The sequence below is a fragment of the Dysosmobacter acutus genome (assembly GCF_018919205.1).
GTDB classification, from domain to species: Bacteria; Bacillota; Clostridia; order Oscillospirales; family Oscillospiraceae; genus Oscillibacter; species Oscillibacter acutus.
Genome location: NZ_JAHLQN010000001.1, coordinates 554,033 through 580,861, shown reverse-complemented (window position 1 = coordinate 580,861; position 26,829 = coordinate 554,033). Strand labels below are relative to the sequence as shown.

At 61.8% G+C, this 26,829-nt stretch carries 27 protein-coding genes; 11 read left to right on the top strand and 16 right to left on the bottom strand.

Annotated features, from left to right (window positions below; genetic code table 11):
• Positions 1-107 precede the first annotated feature (107 nt).
• Positions 108-1,142, top strand: coding sequence for a DNA-methyltransferase (locus KQI82_RS02740; RefSeq protein ID WP_216558416.1), 1,035 nt, complete (start codon positions 108-110; stop codon positions 1,140-1,142).
• Position 1,143: 1 nt separating this feature from the next.
• On the opposite strand, the gene KQI82_RS02735 is transcribed toward KQI82_RS02740, so the two are convergent.
• Positions 1,144-1,719, bottom strand: coding sequence for an MjaI family restriction endonuclease (locus tag KQI82_RS02735; protein WP_216558412.1), 576 nt, complete (start codon positions 1,717-1,719; stop codon positions 1,144-1,146).
• A 275-nt stretch (positions 1,720-1,994) separates the two neighbouring features.
• On the opposite strand from KQI82_RS02735, the gene KQI82_RS02730 reads away from it, so the two are divergent.
• The gene (locus KQI82_RS02730) at positions 1,995-3,515 is read left to right on the top strand and encodes a DUF1538 domain-containing protein (protein ID WP_216558409.1); all 1,521 of its coding nucleotides are present in this window, start codon (positions 1,995-1,997) and stop codon (positions 3,513-3,515) included.
• Positions 3,512-4,177, top strand: a complete 666-nt coding sequence (locus KQI82_RS02725; RefSeq protein WP_216558406.1) for a P-II family nitrogen regulator — start codon at positions 3,512-3,514, stop codon at positions 4,175-4,177. Before KQI82_RS02730 ends, KQI82_RS02725 begins: the two co-directional genes overlap by 4 nt.
• 45 nt (positions 4,178-4,222) lie before the next feature.
• On the opposite strand, the gene KQI82_RS02720 is transcribed toward KQI82_RS02725, so the two are convergent.
• Both KQI82_RS02720 and KQI82_RS02715 read right to left on the bottom strand, forming a co-directional pair.
• The gene (locus KQI82_RS02720) at positions 4,223-4,447 is read right to left on the bottom strand and encodes a helix-turn-helix domain-containing protein (protein ID WP_216558403.1); all 225 of its coding nucleotides are present in this window, start codon (positions 4,445-4,447) and stop codon (positions 4,223-4,225) included.
• Between the two features lie 99 nt (positions 4,448-4,546).
• Positions 4,547-4,759 carry a helix-turn-helix domain-containing protein gene (locus KQI82_RS02715; protein ID WP_216558400.1) on the bottom strand — a complete coding sequence of 71 codons (213 nt, stop codon included), beginning with the start codon at positions 4,757-4,759 and terminating at the stop codon, positions 4,547-4,549.
• Between the two features lie 101 nt (positions 4,760-4,860).
• Here KQI82_RS02715 and KQI82_RS02710 point away from each other — a divergent pair, with 101 nt between their 5' ends.
• Entirely contained in the window at positions 4,861-5,037 is a 177-nt protein-coding gene (locus KQI82_RS02710) for a hypothetical protein (RefSeq protein WP_216558397.1), read from the top strand.
• A gap of 60 nt (positions 5,038-5,097) precedes the next feature.
• On the opposite strand, the gene carB is transcribed toward KQI82_RS02710, so the two are convergent.
• Both carB and KQI82_RS02700 read right to left on the bottom strand, forming a co-directional pair.
• Positions 5,098-9,123 carry a carbamoyl-phosphate synthase large subunit gene (gene carB / locus KQI82_RS02705; RefSeq protein ID WP_216558394.1) on the bottom strand — a complete coding sequence of 1,342 codons (4,026 nt, stop codon included), beginning with the start codon at positions 9,121-9,123 and terminating at the stop codon, positions 5,098-5,100.
• The gene (locus KQI82_RS02700; RefSeq protein WP_216558381.1) at positions 9,123-10,184 is read right to left on the bottom strand and encodes a carbamoyl phosphate synthase small subunit; all 1,062 of its coding nucleotides are present in this window, start codon (positions 10,182-10,184) and stop codon (positions 9,123-9,125) included. The genes carB and KQI82_RS02700 overlap by 1 nt, the downstream gene beginning before the upstream one ends.
• Positions 10,185-10,497: 313 nt before the next feature.
• On the opposite strand from KQI82_RS02700, the gene KQI82_RS02695 reads away from it, so the two are divergent.
• Genes KQI82_RS02695 through KQI82_RS02675 form a run of 5 tightly spaced genes read left to right on the top strand, consistent with a single transcriptional unit; the run spans position 10,498 to position 16,980 of the window.
• Positions 10,498-11,178, top strand: coding sequence for a helix-turn-helix domain-containing protein (locus KQI82_RS02695; RefSeq protein WP_216558378.1), 681 nt, complete (start codon positions 10,498-10,500; stop codon positions 11,176-11,178).
• 1 nt (position 11,179) lies between these two features.
• Positions 11,180-12,634, top strand: a complete 1,455-nt coding sequence (locus KQI82_RS02690) for an MBOAT family O-acyltransferase (RefSeq protein ID WP_216558376.1) — start codon at positions 11,180-11,182, stop codon at positions 12,632-12,634.
• Between the two features lie 13 nt (positions 12,635-12,647).
• A complete protein-coding gene (locus KQI82_RS02685; protein WP_216558374.1) occupies positions 12,648-13,694 on the top strand; it encodes a hypothetical protein in 1,047 nt (348 codons plus the stop codon).
• 36 nt (positions 13,695-13,730) lie between these two features.
• Positions 13,731-15,533, top strand: a complete 1,803-nt coding sequence (gene lepA / locus KQI82_RS02680; RefSeq protein WP_216558371.1) for a translation elongation factor 4 — start codon at positions 13,731-13,733, stop codon at positions 15,531-15,533.
• A 55-nt stretch (positions 15,534-15,588) separates the two neighbouring features.
• Positions 15,589-16,980: a DEAD/DEAH box helicase gene (locus KQI82_RS02675; RefSeq protein WP_216558358.1), complete on the top strand. Its 1,392-nt coding sequence runs from the start codon at positions 15,589-15,591 to the stop codon at positions 16,978-16,980.
• 17 nt (positions 16,981-16,997) lie between these two features.
• Here KQI82_RS02675 and KQI82_RS02670 read toward each other — a convergent pair whose 3' ends face one another.
• The gene (locus KQI82_RS02670) at positions 16,998-17,174 is read right to left on the bottom strand and encodes a hypothetical protein (protein ID WP_216558354.1); all 177 of its coding nucleotides are present in this window, start codon (positions 17,172-17,174) and stop codon (positions 16,998-17,000) included.
• Between KQI82_RS02670 and KQI82_RS15850 the strand changes: the two genes are divergently transcribed.
• Entirely contained in the window at positions 17,110-17,490 is a 381-nt protein-coding gene (locus tag KQI82_RS15850; RefSeq protein ID WP_338148934.1) for a helix-turn-helix domain-containing protein, read from the top strand. The two genes, KQI82_RS02670 and KQI82_RS15850, sit on opposite strands and share 65 nt — an antisense overlap.
• A gap of 46 nt (positions 17,491-17,536) precedes the next feature.
• Here the strand turns inward: KQI82_RS15850 and pta are convergent, their stop codons facing one another.
• Positions 17,537-18,514 (bottom strand): phosphate acetyltransferase, encoded by a 978-nt coding sequence (gene pta / locus KQI82_RS02660; protein WP_216558349.1) that lies wholly within the window; start codon positions 18,512-18,514, stop codon positions 17,537-17,539.
• A 296-nt stretch (positions 18,515-18,810) separates the two neighbouring features.
• Here pta and KQI82_RS02655 point away from each other — a divergent pair, with 296 nt between their 5' ends.
• Positions 18,811-20,499, top strand: a complete 1,689-nt coding sequence (locus KQI82_RS02655; protein WP_216558347.1) for a peptidoglycan DD-metalloendopeptidase family protein — start codon at positions 18,811-18,813, stop codon at positions 20,497-20,499.
• Between the two features lie 36 nt (positions 20,500-20,535).
• On the opposite strand, the gene KQI82_RS02650 is transcribed toward KQI82_RS02655, so the two are convergent.
• From KQI82_RS02650 to KQI82_RS02610, 9 genes are all read right to left on the bottom strand, one after another.
• Positions 20,536-21,150 (bottom strand): alpha/beta fold hydrolase, encoded by a 615-nt coding sequence (locus KQI82_RS02650; protein ID WP_216558345.1) that lies wholly within the window; start codon positions 21,148-21,150, stop codon positions 20,536-20,538.
• The gene (locus tag KQI82_RS02645; protein WP_216558343.1) at positions 21,147-22,046 is read right to left on the bottom strand and encodes an HAD family hydrolase; all 900 of its coding nucleotides are present in this window, start codon (positions 22,044-22,046) and stop codon (positions 21,147-21,149) included. The genes KQI82_RS02650 and KQI82_RS02645 overlap by 4 nt, the downstream gene beginning before the upstream one ends.
• A gap of 64 nt (positions 22,047-22,110) precedes the next feature.
• Positions 22,111-22,782: a DivIVA domain-containing protein gene (locus tag KQI82_RS02640; protein WP_216558341.1), complete on the bottom strand. Its 672-nt coding sequence runs from the start codon at positions 22,780-22,782 to the stop codon at positions 22,111-22,113.
• Between the two features lie 120 nt (positions 22,783-22,902).
• Positions 22,903-23,355, bottom strand: a complete 453-nt coding sequence (locus KQI82_RS02635; RefSeq protein ID WP_187332853.1) for a cell division protein SepF — start codon at positions 23,353-23,355, stop codon at positions 22,903-22,905.
• Between the two features lie 31 nt (positions 23,356-23,386).
• Positions 23,387-24,085 (bottom strand): YggS family pyridoxal phosphate-dependent enzyme, encoded by a 699-nt coding sequence (locus tag KQI82_RS02630; RefSeq protein WP_216558339.1) that lies wholly within the window; start codon positions 24,083-24,085, stop codon positions 23,387-23,389.
• 45 nt (positions 24,086-24,130) lie between these two features.
• Positions 24,131-25,339, bottom strand: a complete 1,209-nt coding sequence (locus tag KQI82_RS02625; RefSeq protein WP_216558336.1) for a biotin/lipoyl attachment domain-containing protein — start codon at positions 25,337-25,339, stop codon at positions 24,131-24,133.
• Between the two features lie 45 nt (positions 25,340-25,384).
• Complete coding sequence (gene hfq / locus KQI82_RS02620; protein ID WP_216558333.1) at positions 25,385-25,612, bottom strand: RNA chaperone Hfq; 228 nt, start codon at positions 25,610-25,612, stop codon at positions 25,385-25,387.
• Positions 25,613-25,684: 72 nt separating this feature from the next.
• A complete protein-coding gene (gene miaA, locus KQI82_RS02615; protein ID WP_216558326.1) occupies positions 25,685-26,629 on the bottom strand; it encodes a tRNA (adenosine(37)-N6)-dimethylallyltransferase MiaA in 945 nt (314 codons plus the stop codon).
• Position 26,630: 1 nt separating this feature from the next.
• Positions 26,631-26,822 carry a DUF6440 family protein gene (locus tag KQI82_RS02610; protein ID WP_216558323.1) on the bottom strand — a complete coding sequence of 64 codons (192 nt, stop codon included), beginning with the start codon at positions 26,820-26,822 and terminating at the stop codon, positions 26,631-26,633.
• Between the last annotated feature and the right edge of the window lie 7 nt (positions 26,823-26,829).

Genomic DNA, 26,829 nt, shown 5'->3' with positions numbered 1-26,829 from the left:
GCCGGCCGCTCTCCTTCGCTTCTCTCCCGCCCGGCTGTAAATTTCCACTAGACAAGCGCGGCAAAATCCGCTATAATGGAGAGACTGAAGATAACTGGAGAGATCATATGGATCATTTTTTCATCAAGCTGCTGCACCAGTCCTCTGAAGACCTGTCCGCCCTGCCTGCGGGGTCTGTGGACCTGGTGGTCACATCGCCGCCCTACCCCATGATCGGGATGTGGGACGAGTGCTTTGCCGATCAGTGCGGCGGGGTGGGCGAGGCCATGGCCCAGGGCGACTGGGACGGAGCGTACGGAGAGATGCACCGCCTGCTGGACCAAGTCTGGCTCCAGTGCGACCGGGTGCTGCGCCCCAGCGGGTTCGTCTGCATCAACATCGGCGACGCCACCCGCACTCTGGGCGGAACCTTCCGCCTCTTTTCCAACCACGCCCGGATCATCCGGGCCTTTGAGTCCATGGGCTACAGCGTGCTGCCGGACATTCTCTGGCGCAAGCAGTCCAACTCCCCCAACAAGTTCATGGGGTCCGGGATGTACCCCGCCGGGGCCTACGTCACCTATGAGCACGAGTATATCCTGGTCTTCCGCAAGGGTGCCAAGCGCCGCTTTTCCGGCGAGGAGCGGCAGAGGCGCAGGGAGAGCGCCTACTTCTGGGAGGAGCGGAACCTCTGGTTCTCCGACCTGTGGGAGTTCAAGGGCACGGCCCAGCAGCTTGACGCCAGCGCCGCCCGGCAGAGGAGCGGTTCCTTTCCACTGGAGCTGCCGCTGCGGCTGGTGGCCATGTACTCCATCTACGGCGACACGGTGCTGGACCCCTTCGGCGGCCTGGGCACCACGGCCCTTGCCTGCGCGTCGCTCCAGCGCAGCTGCGTCTGCTGCGAGCGGGAGGAATCCCTCTGGTCCCTGTCCCTGTCCCGCCTAACCCATCATCCGGCCGGGGCCTTCTCCGGCCAGCGGCTCAGCTGCCACCTGAGCTTCATTGAACAGCTCAGCGACGAGGAACGGCAGCGGTGCTATGTAAACCTCCCCCACGGCGTCCCGGTCAAGACCCGGCAGGAGACGGAGCTGCGCCTCTACCAAACCACCGGCTTTACCGCACCCGCGCCCGGCGAGTTCCGCTTTACTTGCGCCCCCCTTTGAGCTATTCCTCCACCTCAAACACCAGCTCCCCGGCGGCGTTTTTGCGGTAGAAAACCATCTTTCCGTGGAGCGTCTCGGGAAGCCGGTCCATGGACTTGTAGGTGGAGGGCTTCACCGAGTAGGCCTGGTCCCCCACGTAGCCGTCCACGCCCTGGGCCTCTTCCTCCGGCGTGGCCAGCCGCCAGGGCTCTCCCCGCTCCGCGGCGATCTCCTCCAGGATGAGCTGCTGGTAATAAAGGCCCTGGTAGGTCTTGAATATCACCAAATCCTCCACCCAATTACGGATCATGTCCCGGTCAATGAGGCCAATGGCCTCCCTGAGGCGGTCAATATGATGGCATATCTTGTCCGTGGCCCGGTCGATGGTATCGGGATTCCGCTCCAGGTACCACTTCTCCCACCCCTCAACGGAGGGTTCCTCCGTGCTCCGTCGATACTCCGGGTACAGCTCTGACATCTGGCCCACCATCTTGGGGATCGTTCCCTTGACAGTCTGGTTGGCCAGGTTCATCAGCTGGGTCGTATACTTGGGAAAAGTTACGCTCCTCCGCGCGTCGGGTGAAATCTTTTTCTTCATGGCGTTCCCTCTTTTCTGAATCTGCCGCCCGCCGCCGCGCGAGGCGGCAGTTTTCCCCATTGTACGGTGCGCCGCCCCGGCTGTCAATCGCCTGTTTCAAACCGGGGATTGTTTCTCCCCGGTTTGTTTTGTTTTTCATCCATTTTATCCATAATAAATTGTAAAGATTCTGATAAGATTCCGTCTTTCCCGTTGTTCCCCCCTCCCTTTTCCCGTATAATGGGATATAAGAAGAATGCATCCTATGGTTTTGGAAACGGAGGGAAGTCCACGATTTGAACAAGAAATTACGGGAAAAAATTATGGAATCCGTGGCGGCGGTGCTCCCCATCACCGCCATCGTGCTGCTGGTGACGGTGGCGGCGGTGCCCCTGGAGGTGGGCACGGTGCTGCTGTTCCTCACGGGCGCGGTGCTGCTGATCGTCGGCATGGGGCTTTTTCAGCTGGGCGCGGAGATGTCCATGACGCCGTTGGGCGAGGGCATCGGCACCCAGCTCTTTAAAACACGCAGCCTGCCGCTGACGGTGGGACTGTGCTTTTTGATGGGCGCCATCATCACCATCGCCGAGCCGGACCTCCAGGTCCTGGCCAACCAGGTGCCCTCGGTGCCCAATGAGGTGCTGATCTGGACCGTGGCGGTGGGCGTGGGCCTCTTCCTTGTGGCGGCGGCGCTGCGCATTTTGTTCCGCATCCCCCTTCCCCGGCTGCTGTGCATTTTGTATCTGGCGCTGTTCGCCCTCTCCTTTGTGACTCCGGCGGACTTTGTGCCCGTGGCCTTCGACTCCGGCGGCGTCACCACCGGCCCCATGACCGTGCCCTTCATCATGGCCATGGGCATCGGCCTCTCCGCCGCCCGAAGCGACAAAAACGGCGCGGACGACAGCTTCGGCCTGGTGGCCTTTTCCAGCATCGGCCCCATTTTGATGGTGCTGCTCCTGGGCATCTTCTATCATCCCGACGGCAGCTCCTACGCCACGGTGGACATCGCCCAGGTGGAGACCACCCGGGATGTGGCGGCGGCCTTTGCCGTCCAGCTGCCCCATTTTGGCCGGGAGGTCCTCTCCTCCATGGCGCCGGTGCTTGCGGTATTTCTGCTTTTCCAGCTCTTCACCCACCGCTACCACCGGGGCCAGCTTCTGCGGATGATCGTGGGCTTCACCTACACCATCGTAGGCCTCATTTTGTTCCTCACCGGGGTCAACGTGGGCTTTGCCCCGGTGGGCAGCCTCTTGGGCAGCCGCATGGCCGACCACCTGTGGCTTCTGGTGCCGGTGGGCGCGGTGATCGGCTACTGCATCGTCAAGGCGGAGCCGGCGGTACAGATTCTCAACCACCAGGTGGAAGACCTGACCAACGGCGCCATCTCCCGCAAGTCCATGAATCTGTGCCTCTCCTTAGGCGTGTCCGCGGCGGTGGGGCTGGCCATGGTGCGGGTGGTGACGGGCATCCACATCTACTGGATTCTGATCCCCGGCTATCTCATCGCCCTGATTCTTACCTACTTCGTGCCCCGGGTGTTCGTGGGCATCGCCTTTGACTCCGGCGGTGTGGCCTCCGGCCCCATGACCTCCACCTTTTTGCTGCCGCTGTCCATCGGCGCGTGCACCGGCGCCGGCGGCAACGTGGTCACTGACGCCTTCGGCGTGGTGGCCCTGGTGGCCCTGGCCCCGCTGATCGCGGTGCAGGCCATGGGCGTGGTCTACGCCCGCAAGCTCCGCTTTGCCCCGGAGGAGGCCCCCGCCGCGCCGGAGGAAGAGGACTACATCGTTGATCTGGAAGAGGAGGTGTGCGCATGAGCGAGCCCCGCCTTTTATTCGTCATCAGCGACGCGGATAACGCCGTGCAGGTGTCAGCGCTGTTGAAGCAGGGCTTTGTCCCCCTCCAGTACCAGTGCCGGGGAAAGGGCACCGCCAGCTCGGAGATCCTGCGGCTGAGCGGCCTGGGCGAATCCGACAAGGCCGTCAGCCTGGCCATGATCCGCCGTGAGGAGGCCCCGGGGCTGCTGCGGCAGCTGAACCGGGCGCTGCACCTGAAGCACCACGGCACGGGCATCGCCGTGACCATCCCCATCAGCGGCCTTCAGTCCAGCGTGCTGCGCCTGCTGGATCGGCCCATTCCCAAAAAAGAGGAGGAAGATCCGCCTATGGCTTCACAATCCGCATACGCCATGATTTTAGCCGCCGTCAACCAGGGCTTCAGCGACGAGGTGATGGACGCGGCCCGGAGCGCCGGGGCCACCGGCGGCACGGTGCTGCGTGGCCGCCGCCGGGGTCTGGAGGAGCCCATGCGCTTTTTCGGCATCTCCCTCCAGGAGGAGCAGGAGCTGATTTTGATCGTGTCCTCCCGGAAGAAGAAGGTGGAGATCATGGACGCGATCCACAAGGGCTTCGGCCCCAAGAGTCCGGCCCAGGGCGTGGTGCTGTCCATGCCGGTGGAGGACGTGATGGGCCTCGAGTGAGAAAAAGAGCGCGCGGCGGTTGCCGCGCGCTCTTTCTGTTATGCGTTACTTCCCTTTTGGATAAGGCTCTTGAATATCCGTCAGGCCCAAAATGTAATCCGTGCTTGTCTTGTAGAAGCTCGCCAGTTTGATGAGTGCCCAGACTGGTATTTCATGAATCCCCTTTTCATATCGCCGATACACTTCCCTTTTACAATCCAGTATATCAGCAATGTCCTCTTGGGTTTTATCCGCATCTATCCTTAAATCTTCTAACCGCTGGAAAACCATAATAGCATCACTCCTTATGGAGAAATGCTATTATTTTGTTGCATCTCGCGTCTGAATATGCCACAATATTGTGGTGTATTATGTTCTTTTTCTTCTGTTTTAGTCCTGCTCCCGCTTGTTTGTCAGGCCCAGAATATAGTCCGTGCTTGTCTTGTAGAAGTCTGCCAGTTTGATGAGTGCCCAGACTGGTATTTCTTGAATTCCCTTTTCATATCGCCGATACACTTCCCTTTTGCAATTCAGTATTTTGGCGATGTCTTCTTGCGTCTTATCCGCATCTATTCTCAAATCTTCTAACCGCTGAAAAACCATAGCAGCATCACTCCTCACAAGTAAATGCTACTATTTTGTTGCATATCACATTTGAATGTGCTACAATATTGTGGCAATGTATAAATGGTGAGGTGATAAAAATGATCCCGTATAAAAAGATGTATGCTCTCTTAATGGGCGCGGTTTCCGATGCATTGGATTCCATAGACGCTGGAAATGCCTCTCAGGCCAAAAAACAGCTGCTGACCGCAGTAGACGGAATAGAAAACCTCTACATTGAAACCGCCTTGAGCATAGAAGACGCGCACGACGAATAACCGTCGTGCGCGTCTCTTTATTTTCTCCGTCTGCGGCGGCTTTTTCTGTTTTGCGCCGCCTTAATAGCGGACTGTGCCCTCAAAGACCTTTTTCGCGTCGCCGGTGAGGGTGATCCCCTCGTCCGTATAGCGGACGATCAGATCGCCGCCCCGGACCTTGACGGTGATGTCCGCGTCCTTCTGGCAAAGGCCGTTGGCCACCGCCGCCACAACGGCCGCGCAGGCGCCGGAGCCGCAGGCCATGGTCTCGCCGCTGCCCCGCTCCCACACACGCATCTTGATGGTGTTGGGGTTGACCACGCGGATGAACTCGGTGTTGATCCGCTCCGGGAAGATGGGGGCCCACTCGAACTGGGGCCCCACCTGGGGCAGGTCCACCGCGTCCACCCGGTCGCAGAAGACCACGCAGTGGGGATTGCCCAGATCCACGCAGGTGATGCGCCACTGTTTGCCGCCGATCTCCACGGGGTAGTCCACCAACCGCGGCTCGGCCAGGGTGGTGGGCAGGCGGGAGGCGTCCAGACTGGCCTTGCCCATGGACACGCAGGCGGATGTCACCTTTCCGTTGGTGGTGTAGAGGGTGATCTGATGGGCGCCGCTGATGGTTTCCACGCTGACCATGTGGCGGTGGATGAGCCCCCGGTCGAAGAGGTACTTGCCCACGCACCGCAGGGCGTTGCCCGCCACGGCGCCCTCGGAGCCGTCGTTGTTGAACATGCGCATCTTCACGTCCGCGCGGCTGGAGGGCTCAAGGAGCACCAATCCGTCGGCCCCCACGCCGCAGTGGCGGTCGCACAGGGTGAGCGCCAGGGACTCGGGGCACTCCACGGTGCCGTCAAAGTTCTCGATGATGATGCAGTCGTTGCCGCTGGTCTGCATCTTTACAAAGCGCAGCTCCTGCTTCCACTTGCGCAGGTGGGCGATGTCCACCAGCTCCGTGTTCTGCTGGGTGTAGCGGGAGGAGAGGATGTCCGTCAGGGCCGCCGCCGTGTCAAGGGAGGTGAGGCAGGGGATGCCCAACTGCACGCAGCGGTGGTTTAAGTGGATGAAGTCCCGGATGTAATCCGGCTCGGTGGAGCCGGTGAGGATGATATAGTCGATCTTGCCGGATTCAAGGAGGCCGAATACCCGGTTGTCCTGGCCCAACTTGCCCACCACTTCCACATCGGTGCCCAACTGGGAAATCTCCCGGGCGGTGCGCTCGGTGGCATAGAGCTTGTAGCCCAAATCGTCCAACTTCCGGGCGATGTGGACCACCTCCGGCTGGTCCCGGCGGTTGACGGAGATCAGGATGCCGCCCCGGCGCTCCCGCTCCACATGGAATCCGGCGCTGACCAGGCCCTTGAAGAGGGCCTCCTGAAGGGTCTTGCCCACGCCCAACACCTCACCGGTGGACTTCATCTCCGGGGAGAGGGAGGCGTTTGCGTCGGTGATCTTTTCAAAGGAGAAGACCGGCACCTTCACGGTGACATAGGGGGGCGTGTCGTAAAGGCCCGTTCCGTAGCCAAGGGAGGCAAGGGACTGGCCCACCATGACCCGGGTGGCCAAGTCCACCATGGGCACGCCGGACACCTTGGAAATGTAAGGCACGGTGCGGCTGGCCCGGGGGTTGACCTCAATGACGTAGAGCTCGCCCTGGTAGATGAGGTACTGGATGTTGATGAGGCCCTTGGTGCCAAGGGACAGCGCCAGTTTGGTGGAGCACTCCACAATGGTGTCGCGCATCTTGTCGCTGATGGAATAGGGCGGGTAGACGGCCATGGAGTCGCCGCTGTGGATGCCCGCCCGCTCGATGTGCTGCATGATGCCGGGGATCAGCACGTCCTTGCCGTCGGAGATCACATCCACCTCCAGCTCGCTGCCCTGGAGGTACTGGTCCACCAGGACGGGGTTCTCGATCCTGCCGGAGAGGATGACGTCCATATAGCGGCGGACTTCCTCGTCGTTGTGGGCGATGACCATGTTCTGTCCGCCAATCACATAGCTGGGCCGCAGCAGCACGGGGTAGCCCAGTTCAGCCGCCGCCTTCAGCGCGCCCTCCATGCCGGTGACGCCGCAGCCCCGGGGCCGCTTGATCTCAAACTGCTCCAACAATGCGTCGAAGCGCTCCCGGTCCTCGGCCATGTCGATGGACTCGGCGCTGGTGCCCAGGATGGGGATGCCCCGCTCGTTCAAAAACTTTGCAAGGGAGATGGCGGTCTGGCCGCCGAAGGCCACCACCACGCCCACGGGCTTCTCCACGTCGATGATGTCCATCACATCCTCGGGGCACAGGGGCTCAAAGTACAGCCGGTCGGCGGTGTCGTAGTCGGTGGACACGGTCTCCGGGTTGTTGTTGATGATGACCACCTCGTAGCCCAACTCCTTCAGCGTCCACACGCAGTGGACGGAGGAGTAGTCGAACTCGATGCCCTGGCCGATGCGGATGGGCCCGGAGCCAAGGACGATGATCACCGGCTTGCCGGACCGGGGGAAGGTGCGTGACTCGCACACGCTGTCGGCGGTGGAGTAGAAGTAGGGCGTCTCGGCGTCGAACTCCGCCCCGCAGGTGTCCACCATCTTGTAGACAAACTTGCGGTGCAGGGGAAGACCCTTGCCGCTGAGGCGGCGCAGCGCCCCGTCGGGATAGCCCATGCGCTTGCCCCGGAGATACAGTTCCTCCGTCATGGGGCCTTTGGCGATGCGCTGTTCAAACTCCGCCATGCCGGAGAGCTTGGAGAGGAACCAGCGGTCGATCTTTGTGATCTTGTGGAGCGCATCCACGCTGTAGCCCGCCTTCAGCGCCTCAAAGAGGGTAAAGAGGCGCCGGTCGTCCACCCGGTGGAGCCGGCTTTCCAGAGGCGCGTCGTCCAGTGGCTTGGCGTTTAGGGTGTCCAGGGAGATGGCCGCGCCCCGGACCGCCTTCATCAGGGCCGATTCAAAGGAGGGCGCGATGGACATGACCTCGCCGGTGGCCTTCATCTGGGTGCCCAAGGTGCGGGCCGCGTCGGCGAACTTGTCAAAGGGCCACTTGGGCACCTTCACCACCACATAGTCCAGCGTGGGCTCAAAGCAGGCGCAGGTCTTGCCGGTGATGTCGTTTCTGATCTCATCCAAGGTATAGCCCAGGGCGATCTTGGTGGTGATCTTGGCAATGGGGTAGCCTGTGGCCTTGGAGGCCAGAGCCGAGGAGCGGGACACACGGGGATTCACCTCGATGACCGCGTACTCAAAGCTGTCCGGGTTCAGCGCTAACTGGCAGTTGCACCCGCCCACGATGCCAAGGGAGGAGATGATGTCCAGCGAGGCGCTGCGGAGCATCTGGTACTCCTTATCTGAAAGGGTCAGGGCCGGGGCCACCACGATGGAGTCGCCGGTGTGGACGCCCACGGGGTCAAAATTTTCCATGGAGCACACGGCGATCACGTTGCCGGCGCTGTCCCGCATGGTCTCAAATTCGATTTCCTTCCAGCCGAAGATGGCCTTTTCCACCAGGATCTGGCGGATGGGGGAGGCGTCCAGGCCGGTGCCGGCGATGATGCGCAGCTCCTCCGCGTTGCTGGCCGCGCCGCCGCCCGCGCCGCCTAAAGTGAAGGCGGGCCGGACGATCACGGGATAGCCGATGCGCTCCGCCACACTGAGGGCGGTCTCCACGTCCTCGGCGATGTCCGAGGGGATCACCGGCTGGCCGATGCGCTCCATGGTCTCCTTGAAGAGCTCCCGGTCCTCCGCCTGGGAGATGGCGTCGGCGTCGGTGCCCAAAAGCCGCACGCCCCGGCTCTTGAGAAAGCCGTCCTTGGCCAGTTGCATGGCCAGGGTCAGGCCCGTCTGGCCGCCTAAGGAGGCCAGCATGCTGTCGGGCCGCTCCTTGTCGATGATGCGCTTGATGGTCTCCTTGGTAAGGGGCTCCAGGTAGATATTGTCCGCCATGGCCTTGTCGGTCATGATGGTGGCGGGGTTGGAGTTGCACAGCACCACGCTGACCCCCGCCTCCTTCAGCACCCGGCAGGCCTGGGCCCCGGCGTAGTCGAATTCGGCGGCCTGGCCGATGACAATGGGGCCGGAGCCGATGACCAGCACCTTTTTGATCGTGGTATCAAGAGGCATTACCGCTCACCTCCCATCAGATTCATAAAGCGGTCGAAGAGGAATGAAGTGTCCTTTGGCCCGGAGCAGGCCTCCGGGTGGAACTGGACGGTGAAGCACCTGAGCTCCGGATAGTCGATGCCCTCGCAGGTGCCGTCGTTGGCGTTCACAAGGCTGACCCTCCCGGAGCCCACCGTGTCCGCGTCCACGGCATAGCCGTGGTTCTGGCTGGTGATGTAGGTGCGCCGGCCGTTCACTTCCTTCACCGGCTGGTTGACACCCCGGTGGCCGTACTTGAGCTTATAGGTCCTGCCGCCGGCGGCCAGCGCCGTCAGCTGGTGGCCCAAGCAGATGCCGAACATGGGAACCTTGCCCAGGAGCCGGCGGATCTGCTCGATCTGGAAGAGGTCGTCGGCCGGGTCGCCGGGGCCATTGGAGAGCATCACGCCGTCCGCGCTCAGCGCCAGCACATCCTCCGCCCGGGCGGTGCAGGGCAGGGCAGTCACCTCGCAGCCCCGCTTTTGCAGTTCCCGGATGATGTTGCGCTTGGCGCCGTAGTCGATGAGCGCCACCCGGCGGAGCACCTCCCCCTGGGCGGGGAAGACCTCCAGCTCCGTGCGGCTGACCTCCTCCACCGCGCCCTTCACGGCATAGGTGCGCACAACCTTCAGGTCTCCGGGGACCTTGGAGCAGATGACGGCGTTCATCACGCCGTGCTCCCGGATGATGCGGGTCAGCTCCCGGGTGTCCAGACCGCACAGGCCCGGCACACCCCGGTCCTTCAGGAACTTGTCTAACTTGTACTGGCTGCGGAAGTTGGAAGGCGCGTCGCACACCTCCCGGACCACGTAGCCCCGGACGGCGCATTCGCCTTCAAAGTCCTGCTCAATGACGCCGTAGTTGCCGATCAGTGGAAAGGTCTGCATGACGATCTGGCCGCAGTAGCTTGGGTCGGTCAGCGTCTCCAGATAGCCGCACATGCCGGTGGTGAACACCAGCTCCCCCACGCTGTCCGTCTCCGCGCCGAAGCGCAGACCCTCAAAGACCTGCCCATCGGCAAGCACCAAATATCCCTTGTTCATATCCCTCTCCCTTTTCCGTGAATTTTGATTCCGATAAAGGACAGAATGTTCCATAATCTATCTTATTATGAAGGAAAACCCTACAATAGTCCAGAATCAATTGCCGAATACTTCGATCAAGATTTCACAAATCCTTTGGTGGAATTTGTGCAGTTTTACGGATAATTCCATCTTCTTTTGTGCAAAAATTCTCCGGTCGCCTCACAAAAATTCTTTACAAATGGTATTTATTTTGATATAGTATACAAGAAGTATAAAAAACGGCGGATTCAGCCGCCGTTTTCCATGAAAACCGGTGGAAGAGGTGGGAGAGATGAGCTCTGAATTTCCAAGGATCCTGTCCCTTTTGCGGCAGGAGCGGGGCGTCAGCCAGCGGACGGCGGCCAAGGACCTGGGGGTGAGCCAGGCCCTTTTGAGCCACTATGAAAACGGCATCCGGGAGCCGGGCCTTCCCTTTGTGGTGCGGGCCTGCGATTACTACCATGTGTCGGCGGACTTTATCTTAGGCAGGACGCTCAGCCGGGATGGGGCCATGATCTCCTCCGACGAGGTCTACGACCCGGAGGCGGAGCGCAGCGGCGTGCTCAAGGGAAGCGTTCTTGCCACGCTGCAGAACAAGCTGATCACCGGCTCCGTGTCGGTGCTGTTTGACCTTTTGGGCAAGGTGGGGGACAAAGGCGCCATCAACGCGGCGGCGGCCTACCTCTCCACCGGCGTCTACCAGCTCTACCGCCGGCTCTACCGCTGCGCGGGCGGGAATGAGGCCTATTTCTCCGCCGACGCGGAGGTCTACTCCCTTGACATGGCCCTGGCGGATATGAAGCTCTCCGAGGTACGTTATGCCCTGGCTTTGGACGAAGCGGCGGAGAGGAAGGAGGAATTCCCCTCCGTGTCCGACGAGAGCCTGAAGGAGGCCTATCCCGGCCGCAGCCAGAGCGTGGCCCAGGTGCTGCACAACACGGACGCGCGCCTGAGCGCGCTGACGGAGAAGTGAGATGAACTTTCAATCCTTCGGATTCGTCGGTTTTTTCAGCATGACGCTGGCGCTTTGCCTTGGAGCGGGGCGCAGGAACCGCCCGGTGGGTCAGGCGGCGCTGACAGCCGCCTCCATGGTCTTCTACCTCTGGAGCTTCACCTCCGCCGCCCGGTGGGGGTGGGGCGTGCTGCTGGTGGGGAGCTGCGTGACCTATGGGGTCTGCCGGCGCCTTATCTCCGGGCGGCTGAGCGCTGAGGGCCGCAGTAGATGGTTCTTTTTGGCGCTGGGTTATCACGTGGCCGTGCTGCTTCTTTTCAAGTACATGGGCTTTTTCACCGGCGGCGCTGTGGCGGTGGGCTGGGCGCCGCTGGGGCTGAGCTTTTTCACCTTCCAGCAGCTCTGGTTTTTGAAAGAGGTGTACACGGGGGAGTTCCCGGCGGCGGAGGCGGAGCGCCTCAGAGGCGATTCCTTCATCCTCTACAGCTTTTTCTTCCCCACGGTGACCTCCGGCCCCATTTTGCGGCCAGGCGCCTTCTTTCCCCAGCTGAAGGGGGAGAAGTTTCTCCACCCCGGCTGGGAGGACGCCCAGGCTGGACTCTATGCCATCGCTATAGGATGCGGCAAGAAGGTGCTGTTGGCGGACTCCTTCGGCGTCATTGTCAACAACGGCTACGCCCATCTCGGGGAGCTGGCCACCCCCTCGGCGGCTTTGGTGGTAGTAGGCTACAGCCTTCAGCTGTATTTTGACTTCTCCGGCTACTGCGACATGGCCGCGGGGATTGCCCGGCTCTTGGGCGTCCGGCTGCCGCTGAACTTTGACTCGCCCTACCGCAGTCTCAGCGTCACCGAGTTCTGGAAGCGCTGGCACATCACGCTGACCACGTTTTTGAGGGAGTGTCTCTACTTCCCCCTGGGCGGCAGCCGCCGGGGCGCGGTCCGGACCTACCTCAACATCATGATCGTCTTTTTGGTCAGCGGCTTCTGGCACGGTGCCGGCTGGACCTTCCTCCTCTGGGGCGCCATCCACGGCGCCTGCCAGGTGGCGGAGCGGCTGTGGGGAAGCCGGCGGGACCGCCTGCCGGGGGCGGTCCGCTGGGCGCTGACCTTTGCCGTGGTGAACATCGCCTGGGTTTATTTCAGGGCACCTACGGTGGCGGCGGGCAGCAGCGTGCTCCGGGCCCTTTTCTCCCTGCGTATGGAGCGGCCGGACAAGTGGCTGGTTTCCGGGCTTTTCTCCTCGGAGATGGACGCGGTGCGCATCCTGCTGCCGTCGCTGACGCCCTGGCTGAACACCATTTTGATCCTGGGACTCTATGGCGTGGGCCTGGCGGTCATCGCCATGCCCCGCAGCGCCGTGCGGCGCATGGACGAGTTCCGCCCCACCTGGTGGCGGGCGGCGGGCCTGGCGGTTGTACTTGTATGGTCGGTGCTGTCCTTCAGCGGCATCACCACGTTTATCTACTCCAATTTCTGACAGGGAGGCGCGGATGATGAAGGAAAGGCGCTTTGTTCTGGGCACACTGGCCCTGACACTGGCGGCTCTGGGCGTTTGCGCGGCCCTGGTCTGGTATGCCGACCCCTGCTTTTACTTCCGCTTTCCGGGGAAGATCGAGCCGGTTTTTTTCAGCGAGCGCTACCAGAACGCGGGCATGGCCAAGCATGCGGCGGCGGACACGGTGGTGATGGGCACCTCCATGACCGCCAACTACCGCGTCAGCGAGGTGGAGGCGGCCTTCGGCGGCACGGCGGTGAAGCTGACCTTTCCCGACGGCTACCTCAGCGAATTTGACCAGGCCATGGACACGGTTTTCCGCCACCACACGCCGGAGCGGGTGCTCTTCGGCCTGGACATCAACGTCCTCACCCGGGACGAATCCAAAAAAACCGACGCCCTGCCCGCATATCTCTACAACAAAAACCCGCTGGATGATGTAAACTATATCCTGAATAAGGACACGCTGTACTACAGCCTCTACCGCATCAAGTGCAATCAGTGGGGCACCACCGGCGACGTGGACCAAGCCTTCACCTGGGACGGCGACGTGTGGTGGTCCAAGGCGACCGCCCTGGCGGGCTACCAGCGGCCGGAGGTCTCGGGGGAGAGCGTGGCGGATACGGCCTATCACCAGAACGCCGTGGACAATGTGAAGGTGATCCTCAGCTGGGCCAACCGCCATCCGGAGACGGAGTTCGACGTATTCTTCCCGCCCTACAGCATGCTCTACTGGGACAAGATGCAGCGCACCGGCGCCACGGACGCCGTGTTCTCCGCACTGGAGATGGGAATGCGGTACCTTACGGAGAACCAGCGGCAGGAAAACATCCGCGTTTTCTTTTTCCCGGCCCAGGAGGACATTGTGACGGACCTTGATAACTACGGCGACTATATCCACCACTCCGGGGCGGTGTGCTCCCGGCTGATCGGCGAGCTGGCCGCAGGGGAGTACGAGATCGACCCGGCGGAAACGGCGGACGTCCTTTCCGACTGGAAGGAATTTGTGGTACACTATGACTACGACGCCATTTGGCAGTGACGTGTGGTCCATTGCCTCAAGGAGGTTAAAAAAATAATGAAACAGGAAAATATCCGAAACTTCTCCATCATCGCCCACATCGACCACGGCAAGTCCACCCTGGCCGACCGGCTGTTGGAGCGGTGCAACGCCGTCTCCAAGCGGGAGATGTCCAGCCAGCTCCTGGACAACATGGACCTGGAGCGGGAGCGGGGCATCACCATCAAGGCCCGGGCCGTCCGGCTGAGCTATCAGGCCCGGGACGGGGAAGTCTATGAGCTGAACCTGATCGACACGCCGGGCCACGTTGACTTCAACTACGAGGTCAGCCGGTCCCTTGCGGCCTGCGAGGGCGCGGTGCTGGTGGTGGACTCCACCCAGGGCGTGGAGGCCCAGACCCTGGCCAACACCTACCTTGCGTTGGAGCACAACCTGGAAATCCTGCCGGTGTTCAACAAGATCGACCTGCCCGCCGCGGACCCCAAGCGGGCCAAGGAGGAGGTGGAGAACATCATCGGCCTGCCCGCCATGGACGCGCCGGAGATCTCCGCCAAGTTAGGCATCAACATCGAGGACGTGTTGGAGGACGTGGTGAAGAACGTGCCGCCGCCCACCGGCGACGCGGACGCGCCCCTCAAGGCGCTGATCTTCGACAGCCAGTATGACAGCTACCGGGGCGTCGTCGTCTACCTGCGGCTGATGGAGGGCGCCCTCCGCACAGGCCAGAGCGTGAAGATGATGGCCTCCGGCGCCACCTACCAGGTGGTGGAGTGCGGCCACCTGCTGCCCCTGGGCCTGGAGCCCTGCGACGCGCTGGAGGCCGGCGAGGTGGGCTACTTCACCGCCTCCATCAAGAACGTGAAGGATACCCGGGTGGGCGACACTGTCACCGGCGCGGACCGCCCGGCCGCCGAGGCCCTGCCCGGCTACCGGCCCGTGCAGCCCATGGTCTACTGCGGCATCTACACCGAGGACGGGTCCAAATACCCGGACCTGCGGGACGCGCTGGAAAAGCTCCAGCTCAACGACGCCTCCTTGAGCTTTGAGCCGGAGAGCTCCGTGGCCCTGGGCTTTGGCTTTCGCTGCGGCTTTTTAGGCATGCTCCACCTGGAGGTGATCCAGGAGCGGCTGGAGCGGGAGTTCGACCTGGACCTTGTGACCACGCTGCCCTCGGTCATCTACCACGTGACAAAGACCGACGGCACGGTGGTGAAGGTGGACAACCCCCACAACTACCCGGACCCGGCCTCCATCGAGCTGGCGGAGGAGCCCTATGTGAAGGTGTCTATCATTACGCCCCAGGACTACGTGGGCAACATCATGCCCATGTGCCAGGACCGCCGGGGCGAGTTCAAGGACATGCAGTACCTGGACACCAACCTGGTGGAGCTGCACTACCAGATGCCCCTCAACGAGATCATCTACGACTTTTTCGACGCCCTGAAGGCCAACACCAAGGGCTACGCCTCCCTGGACTACGAGCTATCCGGCTACCGCGCCAGCGAGCTGGTGAAGGTGGACGTGCTGCTCAACGGCGACCAGGTGGACGCGCTGAGCTTCATCGCCCACAAGGACAAGGCCTACCCCCGGGCGCGGCGGCTGTGCGAAAAGCTGAAGGAGAACATCCCCCGCCAGCTCTTCGAGATTCCGGTCCAGGCGGCCATCGGCGGGCGGGTGATCGCCCGCGAAACGGTGAAGGCCATGCGCAAGGACGTGCTGGCCAAGTGCTACGGCGGCGACATCACCCGAAAGAAGAAGCTGCTGGAAAAGCAGAAGGAGGGAAAGAAGAAGATGCGCACCCTTGGCACCGTCCAGGTGCCTACGGAGGCGTTTTTGGCGGTGCTCAAGTTGGACGAATAAAAATGCCGCCGTACCCGCGCAATTCAAGCGAAAATAAACAGGAAAAGAGTATTTCATGACCTTTCAAGACTTACACCTTCTGCCCGAGATTCAACGGGCGGTCCGCGATGTGGGCTACGTAACCCCGTCGCCCATCCAGGCCCAGGCCATCCCGCCGGTGCTGACCGGCCGGGACCTGATCGGCTGCGCCCAGACGGGCACCGGCAAGACGGCGGCCTTCGCCATCCCCATCCTCCAACACCTGCACCGGGAGAAGAACTTTACCCACAAGCCCATCCGGGCCCTGATCCTCACGCCCACCCGGGAGCTGGCCCTCCAGATCAAGGAGAGTTTCGACGACTACGGCAAGTACCTGCCCCTGATCACCACGGTGATCTTCGGCGGCGTCAGCCAGGTGCCCCAGGTGGGGGCCCTGCAAAAGGGCACCGACATCTTGGTGGCCACGCCGGGGCGGCTCAACGACCTCTGTAACCAGGGCCATATCGACCTCAGCCACATCAGCTGCTTTGTCCTGGACGAGGCGGACCGGATGTTGGACATGGGCTTCATCCACGACGTGCGCAAGGTGCTTGCCCGCCTGCCGGAGCAGCGCCAGACGCTGCTCTTCTCCGCCACCATGCCGGAGGAGATCGTCAAGCTGACCCGCCAGATTCTGAAAAACCCCATCACCGTGGAGGTGACGCCCGTGTCCTCCACTGTGGACGCCATCCAACAGTCCCTCTACAAGGTGGACAAGGCCAACAAGCGGCGGCTTCTCATCCACCTGCTGCGGGAGAACGGCTGGTATTCGGTGCTGGTCTTCACGGCCACCAAGCACGGGGCCGACCGGGTGGCCAAGGAGCTTTGCCGGGAGGGGATTCCCACCATGGCCATCCACGGCAACAAGAGCCAGAACGCCCGGGTCAAGGCTTTGGAGAGCTTTAAGAGCGGAGAGAGCCGGGTGCTGGTGGCCACGGACATCGCGGCCCGGGGCATCGACATCAACGAGCTCTCCTGCGTCATCAACTTCGACCTGCCCAACGTGCCGGAGACCTATGTCCACCGCATCGGCCGCACGGGCCGGGCGGGCCACGGCGGCGTGGCGGTGAGCTTCTGCAATTTTGACGAGCTGGCCTATTTGAAGGACATTGAGAAGCTCATCGGCAAGCGGGTGCCGGAGGTGACGGACCACCCCTATCCCATGGAGGTCTTTGAGGCCACGCCCAAGGCGGAGCGCCCGCCCCGTCCTCCCCGGGCGGAGCGGACGGCCAAACGGGCGGCAAAGCCCTCGGCGGAGCGGACCGCAGGGAAAGAGCAGCCCGCAAAGGCGGAGCGGGCCAGGGACCAGGAGCGGCCCCAGGCCGCGGCGGCGGAGCCGCCCAAGCCCCGCAAGGTGCGCTCCGGCGCGCCGATGCTGCCCGGGTATGTGGTGGCGGCGGCGGACGGCCGCCGCAGACGGAGAAAATAGAGGGACGCGCACGACGGTTATTCGTCGTGCGCGTCTTCTATGCTCAAGGCGGTTTCAATGTAGAGGTTTTCTATTCCGTCTACTGCGGTCAGCAGCTGTTTTCTGGCCTGAGAGGCATTTCCGGCGTCTATGGAATCCGATGCATCGGAGACCGCGCCCATTAAGAGAGCATACATCTTTTTATACGGGATCATTTTTATCACCTCACAAAATATTTTACTATCGTTCATTAGTAAAATCAGGTTAATCTACAGAGAAATATGTTATGATGCCTCAGGGGTGAGGCAGATGTATTCAAGAATCCGGGATTCGAGGATTGACAAGGGCTTGAGTCAGAAACAGGTTGCTGAGTTGCTGGGTGTCAGCTATAAAACGTATAGTGCGTATGAAAAAGGGAAGAGGCACATCGGGGCACTACAATTGATCGTATTGGCTAACTTCTACCACACCAGCGTGGATTATCTGTTGGGCCGCACCGATAAGAAAGCGCCTTATCCAAAAGGAAAGTAACGTACAATAGAAAAAGACACGGAGCGAAAGCTCCGTGTCTTTTTTCTCAGTCTACCAAACCGGCGGTGATGATGGCCATGGAATAGACCTCCATGGCGTTGCAGCCCCGGGAGAGGTCGTTGATAGGGGCGTTCAGGCCCTGAAGGATGGGTCCGTAAGCGTCAAAGCTGCCCAGGCGCTGGGCAATCTTGTAGCCGATGTTGCCGGCGTTGATGTCCGGGAAGATGAAGGTGTTGGCATGGCCGGCCACCTTGGAATCCGGGCACTTGGTATGGGCCACGCTGGGGGACACGGCGGCGTCGAACTGGAGCTCGCCGTCGATGGCCATATCCGGCGCGGCGGCCTTGGCCTTCTCGCAGGCATTGCGCATCTTGTCCACGTCCTCGCCCTTGCCGGAGCCCAGGGTGGAGTAGCTCAAAAAGGCGATCTTCGGGTCGATTCCAAAGGTGCGGGCGGTGTTGGCGGTTTCCAGGGCGATCTCCACCAGCTCGTCCTCCGTGGGCTTGATGTTGATGGCGCAGTCGCCCATGGCCAGCACCTCGTTCTCACCGGTGGCGGAGGGGCGCACCAGAATGAAGCAGGAGGAGACGATCTTGCTGCCGGGCTTGGTCTTGATGATCTGGAGCGCGGGGCGGACCGTGTCGGCGGTGGAGTAGGTGGCGCCGCCCAGGAGGGCGTCGGCGTAGCCCATCTTCACCAGCATGGTGCCGAAGTAGTTGCCCTTTTTCAGGCTTTTGCGGCAGTCCTCCTCGCTCATCTTGCCCTTGCGCAGCTCCACAAGGGTGGAGACCATCTTCTCCATCTCCGGGAAATTCTCGGGGTCCATGATCTCCGCGCCGCGGATGTTGAAGCCCGCCTCCTCGGCGGCCTTCTGGACCTCCTCGGGGTTGCCCACCAGCACCGGGGTCAGGAACGTTCCGGACAGCAGCCGGGCGGACGCCTCCAGAATGCGGGGATCGGTGCCCTCCGTAAAGACAATCTTGCGGGGATTGGCCTTCAGCTTGTTGATCAGAAAATTGAACATATTTCATTTGCCTCCCAAATAGTTTTCAAAATTCATACTGTTTTTATTATACACGCCCCAACCGCAGGGTCAATAAAAAGAGCCGCTTTTTTTGGTAAAAAAGTTACAAATATCTCAATCGCCGCCCTCTTCCCCCGGCGGATGCGCGGATTGCACAAGATGCTGTAGTTACAAAAACTGCCAGAACACAAGGGATAGTTGACATTTTTTCGGCGAAAAAGTACTTGACGGATAGGCAAAAAGAGGGTATCATAAAGCGGTAACAAATTGTAACTATTTCCTGAAAGGGAGATTGCATGAACGCTGAACTGCAGATAAAAGAGTCTGACAAGCGGCAGGAGGAGCAATCCAACGCCGCCAGCCGCGCCGCCCAGGCCATCCACACGGGCGGCGAACGGATACTGTCCCTTGTTGCGGGTCTGCCCGGCGCGGCGATGCGCCGCGTCCGCACCCTCCACCGCCAGACCAGGCGGTTGGTGCGGGAGAAGCGGGCCAAGCGCTTCCCCGAGTCCCAGCGCCGCGTCGTGCAGCTGTTTCTCTTCGCCTGGGGCATGCTCCCCATGTTGGGCGGCACGCTGCGGGAGAAGACCTGGGGCCTTCGCAAAAAAAGCATCAACGCCTACGCCCACCTGCGCGCCGGACTGGAGCGCCGCAAAATCCACCCCGCCCTGTTCCTAAGCTCCGCGGCGGTGGTGGCGGTGGTGGCCGTCCTCTCCTCCCTCTATACCTTCGGCACCACGGTGAAGTTTGACGGCAGCGTCATCGCCTCCGTCCGTTCGCTGAACACGGTGGAGGACGCCTGCACCAATTTGGAGCGCATCACCGCCCGCACCTTAGGCAGCGCCTACACCATCGACGAAAACCGCATCCAGTACACCTCCGGCTTTATCTCCCGCTCAGCACTGGTGGATGAAGCCACGCTGGAGGAGGAGCTTTCCGACCAGCTTGGCCTGGTCACCTATGGCTACTCCCTGTATCTGGACGGCGAGCTCATCGGCGCCACCACCTATGAGGGCGCTCTTGAGGAGCTGCTCCAGCAGATCCGGGACGCCTACACAGACGAGAACACCGTCTCCTGCGAGATCATCGAGGACATTCAGGTCCGCCCGGAGTACGTGCCCACGGACAAGGTGATGAACCTGGGCTATATCGCCGAGCTGCTCAACAGCACCAAGGCCGGCGAGGTGACCTACACCGTGGTCAAGGGCGACACCTGGTCGGAAATCGCGGAGCGCTACGACATGACCTCCAAGGAACTTTTGGCCATGAACCCCGGCTACGACATCAACAAGATCGCCATCGGCGACGTGCTGACCATCTCCAACGCGGTGCCCTACCTGACCGTCAGTCAGGTCCAGCAGGAGCGCTATGTGGAGGATATCCCCTACGACATCGAGTATCAGGACAGCGCCTACCTCTATCAGGGCGACTACAAGGTCCTCTCCGCAGGTTCCTACGGCTCCGCCGACGTGGTGGCCAATGTCACCTATGTCAACGGTGAGGAGACCCAGCGGGATGTGCTCTCCTCCGTCACACTGGTGAACCCCACCACCGAAGTCCAGGCCCGCGGCACGCTTGAGCGGCCCACCTGGGTGGCCACCGGCAGCTTCCGCTGGCCCTGCTCCGGCCGGATCACCTCCCGCTACGGCTACCGGAACCTGAGCTATGCCAAGGCCTCCAAGAACCACAAGGGTATCGACATCGCCAACGGCTACGGCACCGCCGTGTGCGCCGCCGACGGCGGCACCGTGACCTATGCCGGCTGGATGAGCGGCTACGGCTATCTGGTCCAGGTCGATCACGGCAACGGCTACGTGACCTACTACGGCCACAACTCCAGCCTCCTGGTCAGTGTGGGCGACCACGTGTACAAGGGCCAGCAGGTGGCCCGCATGGGCTCCACCGGCAATTCCACCGGCAACCACTGCCACTTTGAAATCCGCTACAAGGGCACGCCCAAAAACCCCATGAACTATCTGCCTTAATCAAAAAAGAAGGCCGGACGCGATGCGTCCGGCCTTTTATTTTTCTAAAAAGTCTCCAATGGAGCGGGCCAGCGCCTCCGGCGCGTCCAGGTTGACCTGGTGGCCCGCGCCCTCCATCCACTCCAGCCGGGCCTCCGGGAGGAGACGGGAAAGTTCTTCGGCCGCCTTTCGGTTGGCCCGGTCCCGCTTGCCGCAGAGGAGCTTCACCGGACAGGCGACCGACGAAAGGCCCCGGCTGAGGTCCAGGTCCGCCATGGACCCGGTCAGCTCCAGCGCCGCTTTCTTCCCCAGCCCCATCTCCCGGAAGGAGCGCTCCGGCATCAGGCGGAAGAGGGCGTTTTGCAGGCGCATCAGCGTCTTGGGCATCCGGTACTGGGGCGCGATGAGGATGAGGGCGGACACCCTCCCCGGGTGGTCCATGGCATAGTGGAGCGCCGCCACCGCGCCTAAGGAGAGGCCGCAGAGTACAAACGGCGGCTCCACCTCCCCGCAGGAGCGGCAGAGCCCCTGATAGAGGGCCTGGTAGGTGTGCTCCTTCCCCCCAAGGGGCCGAAAGAGATCAGGGCAGCGGACGTCTGAGTCCGGAAGATGGGAGATCGTCCGGTCCCAGCTTTGGGGCGTCTGCCCCAGCCCGTGCAGCAATATGATCACAGGGTCTTTCCTTCCTGCGGCGCTTCAAATAAGCTGGCCTGGTTGGGCAGCACGTCCCAGCCGATCCGCTTGAGCTGCTGGGTGTTCTCCTCCGTCAACCGGTCCAAAATGGACATCTTGGTGATGATGTTCTTCACCGTGGCGTCCAGATCCGTGCCCTCGCTGTAGTCCGCCGGGAAGATGAAGTCCACCCGCCCCTTGCTCAGCAGGTCCTCCACACCGGGGCGGTTGCCGTCCTGGTACACGGCGATGGCCTGGCCGCCGTAGGCCCGCATCATCTTCATGCAGGGCACGTCGGAGAGCCCGTCGCCCATGTAGATCATGTTGGTGAAGGGCACCCGCTTGCTGTCGTCGGGCATGGAGGCGTTCAGGTCCCTGTCGTTGGACACGTCTAACACGCCCTTGTTGATGCGGTAGACAAACTGGGTCTTGGCGGTGAAGTTGACCGCCAGTTTGGGCCACACCGGCACGCCGGATTCATCGTAGTAGAACTCACTGGCATAAATTTCCTTGAACTCGCCGCTGATGGACGAACCCTCGATGATCTCCCGCAATCCGGAGGAGATGATGTAGTGCTCCACCTCCACCCCCTGGGACGCTCCGAACGCGTTGATCCGCCGGAACCAGTCCCGCACCCCGGGGAAGAGGACGATGCTCCTGCCCTTTTCCACCAGGCCCTGCCGGGTCCAGGGCAGGTTCCTGCTCCTTGACTCCTGGAGCATGGTGAACATGTAGGCCAGAATGCCGTCCATGCGGTTTTCCCAGCCGAACCGGTTGGCCTTCTGCCAGAACTCGGACGGGGTCATCCCCAGGCTTGGGATGAAGGCGTAATCCTGCATGTCCGTGGTGCAGAGGGTCTTGTCAAAATCATACAGGATGGCGACGATGGGCGTCATGGCGCATCCTCCTTTCTCTTTCGCCGCAGCAGAAAAAAGCGGCTCTTGGAAGAGCCGCTTTTGTTTATTTTCCGCCGTTGTAGTTGCGGCCAAACTTCAAATCATCCAGATTAATGGTCCGGGTGGCGTCGTCCAGGAAGGGGTTTTGCTCCTCTTCCCTTGCAGGAGTCTCCTCCTCCGGCTCCACGGCGGCGGACGGCTCTTCGTTGTAGGCGGCCAGGATCTGCTCCTCGATCTCCTCAACGGAATGGCCCTTTTCCTCCTCCGGGGGCTGCGCCGCCTGGACCGGCAGCTCCGGCAGCTCCTCTAAGAACGCCAGCTGCTTTTCACAGGCTTCCCTGGAGGTGCGGATGAACTCAGCCAAGGACTGCTGCCCGGCCGTCAGCCGCTGCTGCTGCGCCGACACCTCGTTTTGCAGATCGCCTATCCGCTCTCTGGCCCTGGTCTCCGCCTCATCAAGCAGCTCGTCCCGCTTTTTCTCCGCCTCCTGCACAATGCTGCCCGCCATCTTCTGGGCCGTCAGCAGCGCGGCCCGCATGGCGTCCTCCGTGGAGCGGTATTCCTCCACCTTGTCCACCAGGACCTTCAGCTTCGCCTTCAGCGCGGCGTTCTCCTTGTACAGCGACGTATAGTCGTCGGTCAGCTCATCTAAGAACTCGTCCACCATGGCCATGTTGTAGCCACCCATCATCGCCTTGGTAAAGGCGTGATTTGAAACCTCCTGCGGCGTCAGCATCAGAAAAACCCTCCCATAGGGGCGTCGCCCCTGTCTTTATTCGGCGGCCTGAGCGCCCCAGGCCGCACGTATCCAGGCCGCGGCAAGGCCGTCGGCCGCTTCCCGCGCCTAAGGCGGCTCTTAAAAGTACAGGCCGTTGTTCTCCAGCTCGTCGATCAGGTCGCCCTCAATGTCCACATGGTAGGGGGTGATGATGTACGTGTTGGCAGCCACCTTTTTGATCTTGCCCTCGCCGGCATAGGCCACGCCGGACAAAAAGTCGATCAGGCGGCGGGCAATGTCCTTGTTGGTGGACTCCAGGTTGATGACCACGGTGCGCTTGTCCTTCAGGTGGTCGGCAATCTCAGAGGCGTTTTCAAAGCGCTCCGGCTTCACCAGCACCACCTTCAGCTGGGTGGTGGCATGGATGTTCACCACCTTGTTGCGCCGGTCCTCGGCCACGGCCTTCCGCTCCGAGCGCCGGTCCTCAAAGGGAGACTCCTTTTTGCTCAAATCGGGGAAGTCGTCCTCATATTCCTCGTCCTCATCCTCATAGGGATGGGTCCACTTCTTCAGCTCGTCCAGAATGCTCATGGCCGCAGCCTCCTCTTCTTGTGTAAGTCGTTTATTGGGCGCCGTATTTCCGGGCGCCAAAGATCGCAGTGCCCACACGAACCATGGTGGCGCCGGCCCGGATGGCATCGGCGTAATCGCCGCTCATGCCCATGGACAGGTATTCTAATTTATTATGAAACAATTTCTCGTTGATGTCAACATATAGTGTGTGAACTTGATGAAAAAACACCATATTTGCGTGAGGAGCCGTTTCCACCGGCGGGATGGTCATAACGCCGCGTACCTCGATGTGCTCTTTTTTCAGGGCCTGCTCCGCCGCGCCCATCATCTCCGAGGGCGCAAACCCGGACTTGCTCTCCTCGCCGCCGATATTGACCTCCAGCAGCACCTTCTGCCGCAGGCCCTGCCTGGCGGCGCATTTTTCGATCTCCTCCAAAAGCTCCAGGCTGCCCACGGACTGGATCAGCTCCACCTTGCCCACCACCTGGCGGACCTTGTTGCGCTGCAGATGGCCGATGAAGTGGAGCGGTGCGCCGTCATAGGCGTGCTGCTCGTACTTTTGCAGCATCTCCTGGACCCGGTTTTCCCCCAGCACGTCGATGCCGGCGGCAATGGCCTCCCGGCAGGCGGCGGCGTCGTTCATCTTGCTGGCGCCCACCAGAGTGATCTCCTCCGGCGCCCTGCCCGCCTCCCGGGCGGCGCCGGCGATCTTCCGGCGCACCTCGTCAATGTTTTCCGCAATGGACATATGAAAGCCTTCCTTTCCCAAACGCTTCTCTTTTTCAGTTTCCGGTCAATTTCCAACGATTTTTCCGTCGTACAGCTCCCCCGCCGAGAGGATCACCTGGTCGCCCGTCCGCAGCCGCCGCTTGTCCTCATCGGATGTGCCCCGGATCAGGCAGAAGTCCTCCCCGGTGTAGGTCACCTCCACGGGCTTAAACCGGGCTGTGACGCCCACCCGGCAGTAGACGCCGCTCTGGCCGGACTCGTCCACCCGGACGGCGTTTCGCGGCACCCGCAGCCCGTCGTAGGAGGAGCGGACCACGTCCGCGCTCTGCTGGCGCAGCAGCGTCACCTCGGAGAGGTACTTGTTGGTGGAGAAGACCACCACGCACCGGCCGTCCTCAGGCTCGCTCACCGATTCCACCTTCACCCGGAAGGGCGTGTCGATGCCCTTGGCAAAGCGCAGCGTGGTGGAAGAGGCCAGGCTCTCCGCGTCGGACTGGCGCAGCAGCGTCACAAAATACCAGGTGTCGCCGTAGATCAGCTTTCCCACCCGGGAGGAGACGGCGCCGTCCCGCCCGATGGCGCGGAACTCCTTTGCCGTCATGGTCTTCAGCGCGTCCGGCACCAACACGGTCTCGTAGCCGTCCACCACCGCCGAATAGACGCCGGAGCTCTTGGCGGCGATCACCGTGGTGGCCGCCGAGGCCGAGGAACGCAGGGACTGAATCTGGCCCTGCACGCTGGCGATCTCTCCGGAGAGGTCCGCCGCATCGGTATATGTATAGTCGCGTTTCAGAATCAGGGACCGCAGGTCGGAGAGGACGCTGTCCGCCGAGGTCAGCTTGTCCTCGGAGAGGGTCGTGTGCAATTTGGTGATCCGGGATAGGATGTCGCTGTCCAGCCGCAGCGACACCTCCGAGGAGAGGGAGGCGTCCTGGGCATACTGGAGCTGCTCCAATCGCGCGGTGAGCGCTTCGATCTGATCCCGGGCGTCCAGGGTGGATTGGTCCTTATACACCACGGCCAGCGTCTGGCCAGCGCCCACCTTCTCCCCTTCGCTGCGGCGCAGGTCCAGCACGCCGGCACCCCCATCGGAGAGCACCTCCTCCTGACGCACCACGTATCCGGTGACGGTGACCGCGTCCTCCACCTGATACTGATAAGCCGTGACCGTGGACAGCGGATCGGAGAAGTATCCGCCGATCTGAATCCCAAAGTAGGCCAGAATGCACAGCATCAGCACGGTCAGTATTCCTTTTGTGACACCCGACTTCATGAAGCTTTCCTTTCTTCTGTAAACGGCGCGGCCAGGGCCGCTTTTTTATTCCTCTTCCTTCATCTCCACCGCCCTGGCCGGCACCACCGTGGAGATGGCGTGCTTATAGATCATCTGCTGCTTGCCGTCGCTGTCTAACATCACCACAAAGCTGTCAAAGCCGGAAATCACGCCCCGCAGCTGGAATCCGTTCACCAAAAAGACCGTCACCGGAGTCCGGCCCCGTCTCACCTGGGAAAGAAACAGTTCCTGGTAGTTGGCTTGCTTTTGCATAAAACGTCCCCTTTTCTCTCTTGCGGCAATGGCCGCTTCTTTGAAGTACGGACGTCCTGCGCCCGCCTGAGCTTATCCTAAGCCCTGGGCGGTGATGATTTCTGTCGAAAGGCGGAGGGCTTCGGCAAAATCCCGCTCTCCTTCCCACCAAATCCAGTGAATCTCCGGATTGCGGCGCAGCCACGTGAGCTGCCGTTTGGCATACTGGCGGGAGCGGAGCTTGACCTCCTCAATGGCCTCCTCTTCGCTCTTCTCCCCCTCTATCACACCGGCAAACTCCTTGTAGCCGATGGCCTGGAGCGCGGTGGCGTCCCGGGGGAGCCCGCTTTGCAAAAGGGCCCTCACCTCATCCACCAGCCCATCGGCCGCCATGCGCTCCACCCGCGCGTCGATGAGGCGCTTCATCTCCTCCCGGTCCCGGAAGGCAAGGCCGATATACACCGCCTCATACCGGGGCGGCCGGAGCCGGCTCTCCTCATTGTGGGCGGTAATGGTCTTTCCCGTCTCAAGGTAGACCTCCAGCGCCCGCAGAATCCGCTTTTCATCCGCCGGATGCAGCCGTTCGGCGGCCTGGGGGTCCACTCGTCGCAGCTCCCGGAGCAGAGGCTCAACGCCCTCACGCTCCAGCCGCTCCCGGAGTGCATGGCGGACGGCTCCGCCGGAGCCGCCGGGGGCAAAGCCCCCGCCCCGGACCAAAGCGTCCAGGTAGAGGCCGGTGCCGCCCACCAAAACCGGCTGTCTTCCCCGGCGGAGGATGTCCTCCACGCGCTCTGTGGCCTCCTGGACAAACCGGGCCACGGACCAGCTCTCCGCCGGATCGGCCACGCCGACCATGTGGTGGGGAACGCCCTGCATCTCCGCGGGCGTGGGCGCCGCGGTGCCGATGGACATGCCCCGGTATATCTGCATGGAATCCACGCTGACCACCTCGCCGCCCCATCGTTTGGCGATCTCCACCCCCAGCCGGGTCTTTCCGGAGGCGGTGGGGCCCACGACGCAGATCAGCTTTCCCGCCATTTCACTCCTCCCCGTCCATCAGGCGGGTGACCACCGGCATGCCGTCCGCCCCAAGAAGCGGCGTCAATCCGCCGCCGTAGCCGGAGCCGCGGTAAAAATAGTTCACACCGGTGGCCCGGTCCACCCAGACCTCATTAGACTCCCCCATGGAGGATTCCTTAAACACCCTGACAAATCGTTTTTCCTTTGCCATGTCGTCT

Coding starts and splice junctions, on each gene's coding strand:
- KQI82_RS02740 (WP_216558416.1), top strand. CDS start 108: ATGGATCATTTTTTCATCAAGCTGCTGCACCAGTCCTCTGAAGACCTG.
- KQI82_RS02735 (WP_216558412.1), bottom strand. CDS start 1,719: ATGAAGAAAAAGATTTCACCCGACGCGCGGAGGAGCGTAACTTTTCCC.
- KQI82_RS02725 (WP_216558406.1), top strand. CDS start 3,512: ATGAGCGAGCCCCGCCTTTTATTCGTCATCAGCGACGCGGATAACGCC.
- KQI82_RS02720 (WP_216558403.1), bottom strand. CDS start 4,447: ATGGTTTTCCAGCGGTTAGAAGATTTAAGGATAGATGCGGATAAAACC.
- KQI82_RS02715 (WP_216558400.1), bottom strand. CDS start 4,759: ATGGTTTTTCAGCGGTTAGAAGATTTGAGAATAGATGCGGATAAGACG.
- KQI82_RS02710 (WP_216558397.1), top strand. CDS start 4,861: ATGATCCCGTATAAAAAGATGTATGCTCTCTTAATGGGCGCGGTTTCC.
- carB (WP_216558394.1), bottom strand. CDS start 9,123: ATGCCTCTTGATACCACGATCAAAAAGGTGCTGGTCATCGGCTCCGGC.
- KQI82_RS02700 (WP_216558381.1), bottom strand. CDS start 10,184: ATGAACAAGGGATATTTGGTGCTTGCCGATGGGCAGGTCTTTGAGGGT.
- KQI82_RS02695 (WP_216558378.1), top strand. CDS start 10,498: ATGAGCTCTGAATTTCCAAGGATCCTGTCCCTTTTGCGGCAGGAGCGG.
- KQI82_RS02690 (WP_216558376.1), top strand. CDS start 11,180: ATGAACTTTCAATCCTTCGGATTCGTCGGTTTTTTCAGCATGACGCTG.
- KQI82_RS02685 (WP_216558374.1), top strand. CDS start 12,648: ATGATGAAGGAAAGGCGCTTTGTTCTGGGCACACTGGCCCTGACACTG.
- lepA (WP_216558371.1), top strand. CDS start 13,731: ATGAAACAGGAAAATATCCGAAACTTCTCCATCATCGCCCACATCGAC.
- KQI82_RS02675 (WP_216558358.1), top strand. CDS start 15,589: ATGACCTTTCAAGACTTACACCTTCTGCCCGAGATTCAACGGGCGGTC.
- KQI82_RS15850 (WP_338148934.1), top strand. CDS start 17,110: ATGGAATCCGATGCATCGGAGACCGCGCCCATTAAGAGAGCATACATC.
- KQI82_RS02670 (WP_216558354.1), bottom strand. CDS start 17,174: ATGATCCCGTATAAAAAGATGTATGCTCTCTTAATGGGCGCGGTCTCC.
- pta (WP_216558349.1), bottom strand. CDS start 18,514: ATGTTCAATTTTCTGATCAACAAGCTGAAGGCCAATCCCCGCAAGATT.
- KQI82_RS02655 (WP_216558347.1), top strand. CDS start 18,811: ATGAACGCTGAACTGCAGATAAAAGAGTCTGACAAGCGGCAGGAGGAG.
- KQI82_RS02645 (WP_216558343.1), bottom strand. CDS start 22,046: ATGACGCCCATCGTCGCCATCCTGTATGATTTTGACAAGACCCTCTGC.
- KQI82_RS02640 (WP_216558341.1), bottom strand. CDS start 22,782: ATGCTGACGCCGCAGGAGGTTTCAAATCACGCCTTTACCAAGGCGATG.
- KQI82_RS02635 (WP_187332853.1), bottom strand. CDS start 23,355: ATGAGCATTCTGGACGAGCTGAAGAAGTGGACCCATCCCTATGAGGAT.
- KQI82_RS02630 (WP_216558339.1), bottom strand. CDS start 24,085: ATGTCCATTGCGGAAAACATTGACGAGGTGCGCCGGAAGATCGCCGGC.
- KQI82_RS02625 (WP_216558336.1), bottom strand. CDS start 25,339: ATGAAGTCGGGTGTCACAAAAGGAATACTGACCGTGCTGATGCTGTGC.
- hfq (WP_216558333.1), bottom strand. CDS start 25,612: ATGCAAAAGCAAGCCAACTACCAGGAACTGTTTCTTTCCCAGGTGAGA.
- miaA (WP_216558326.1), bottom strand. CDS start 26,629: ATGGCGGGAAAGCTGATCTGCGTCGTGGGCCCCACCGCCTCCGGAAAG.
- KQI82_RS02610 (WP_216558323.1), bottom strand. CDS start 26,822: ATGGCAAAGGAAAAACGATTTGTCAGGGTGTTTAAGGAATCCTCCATG.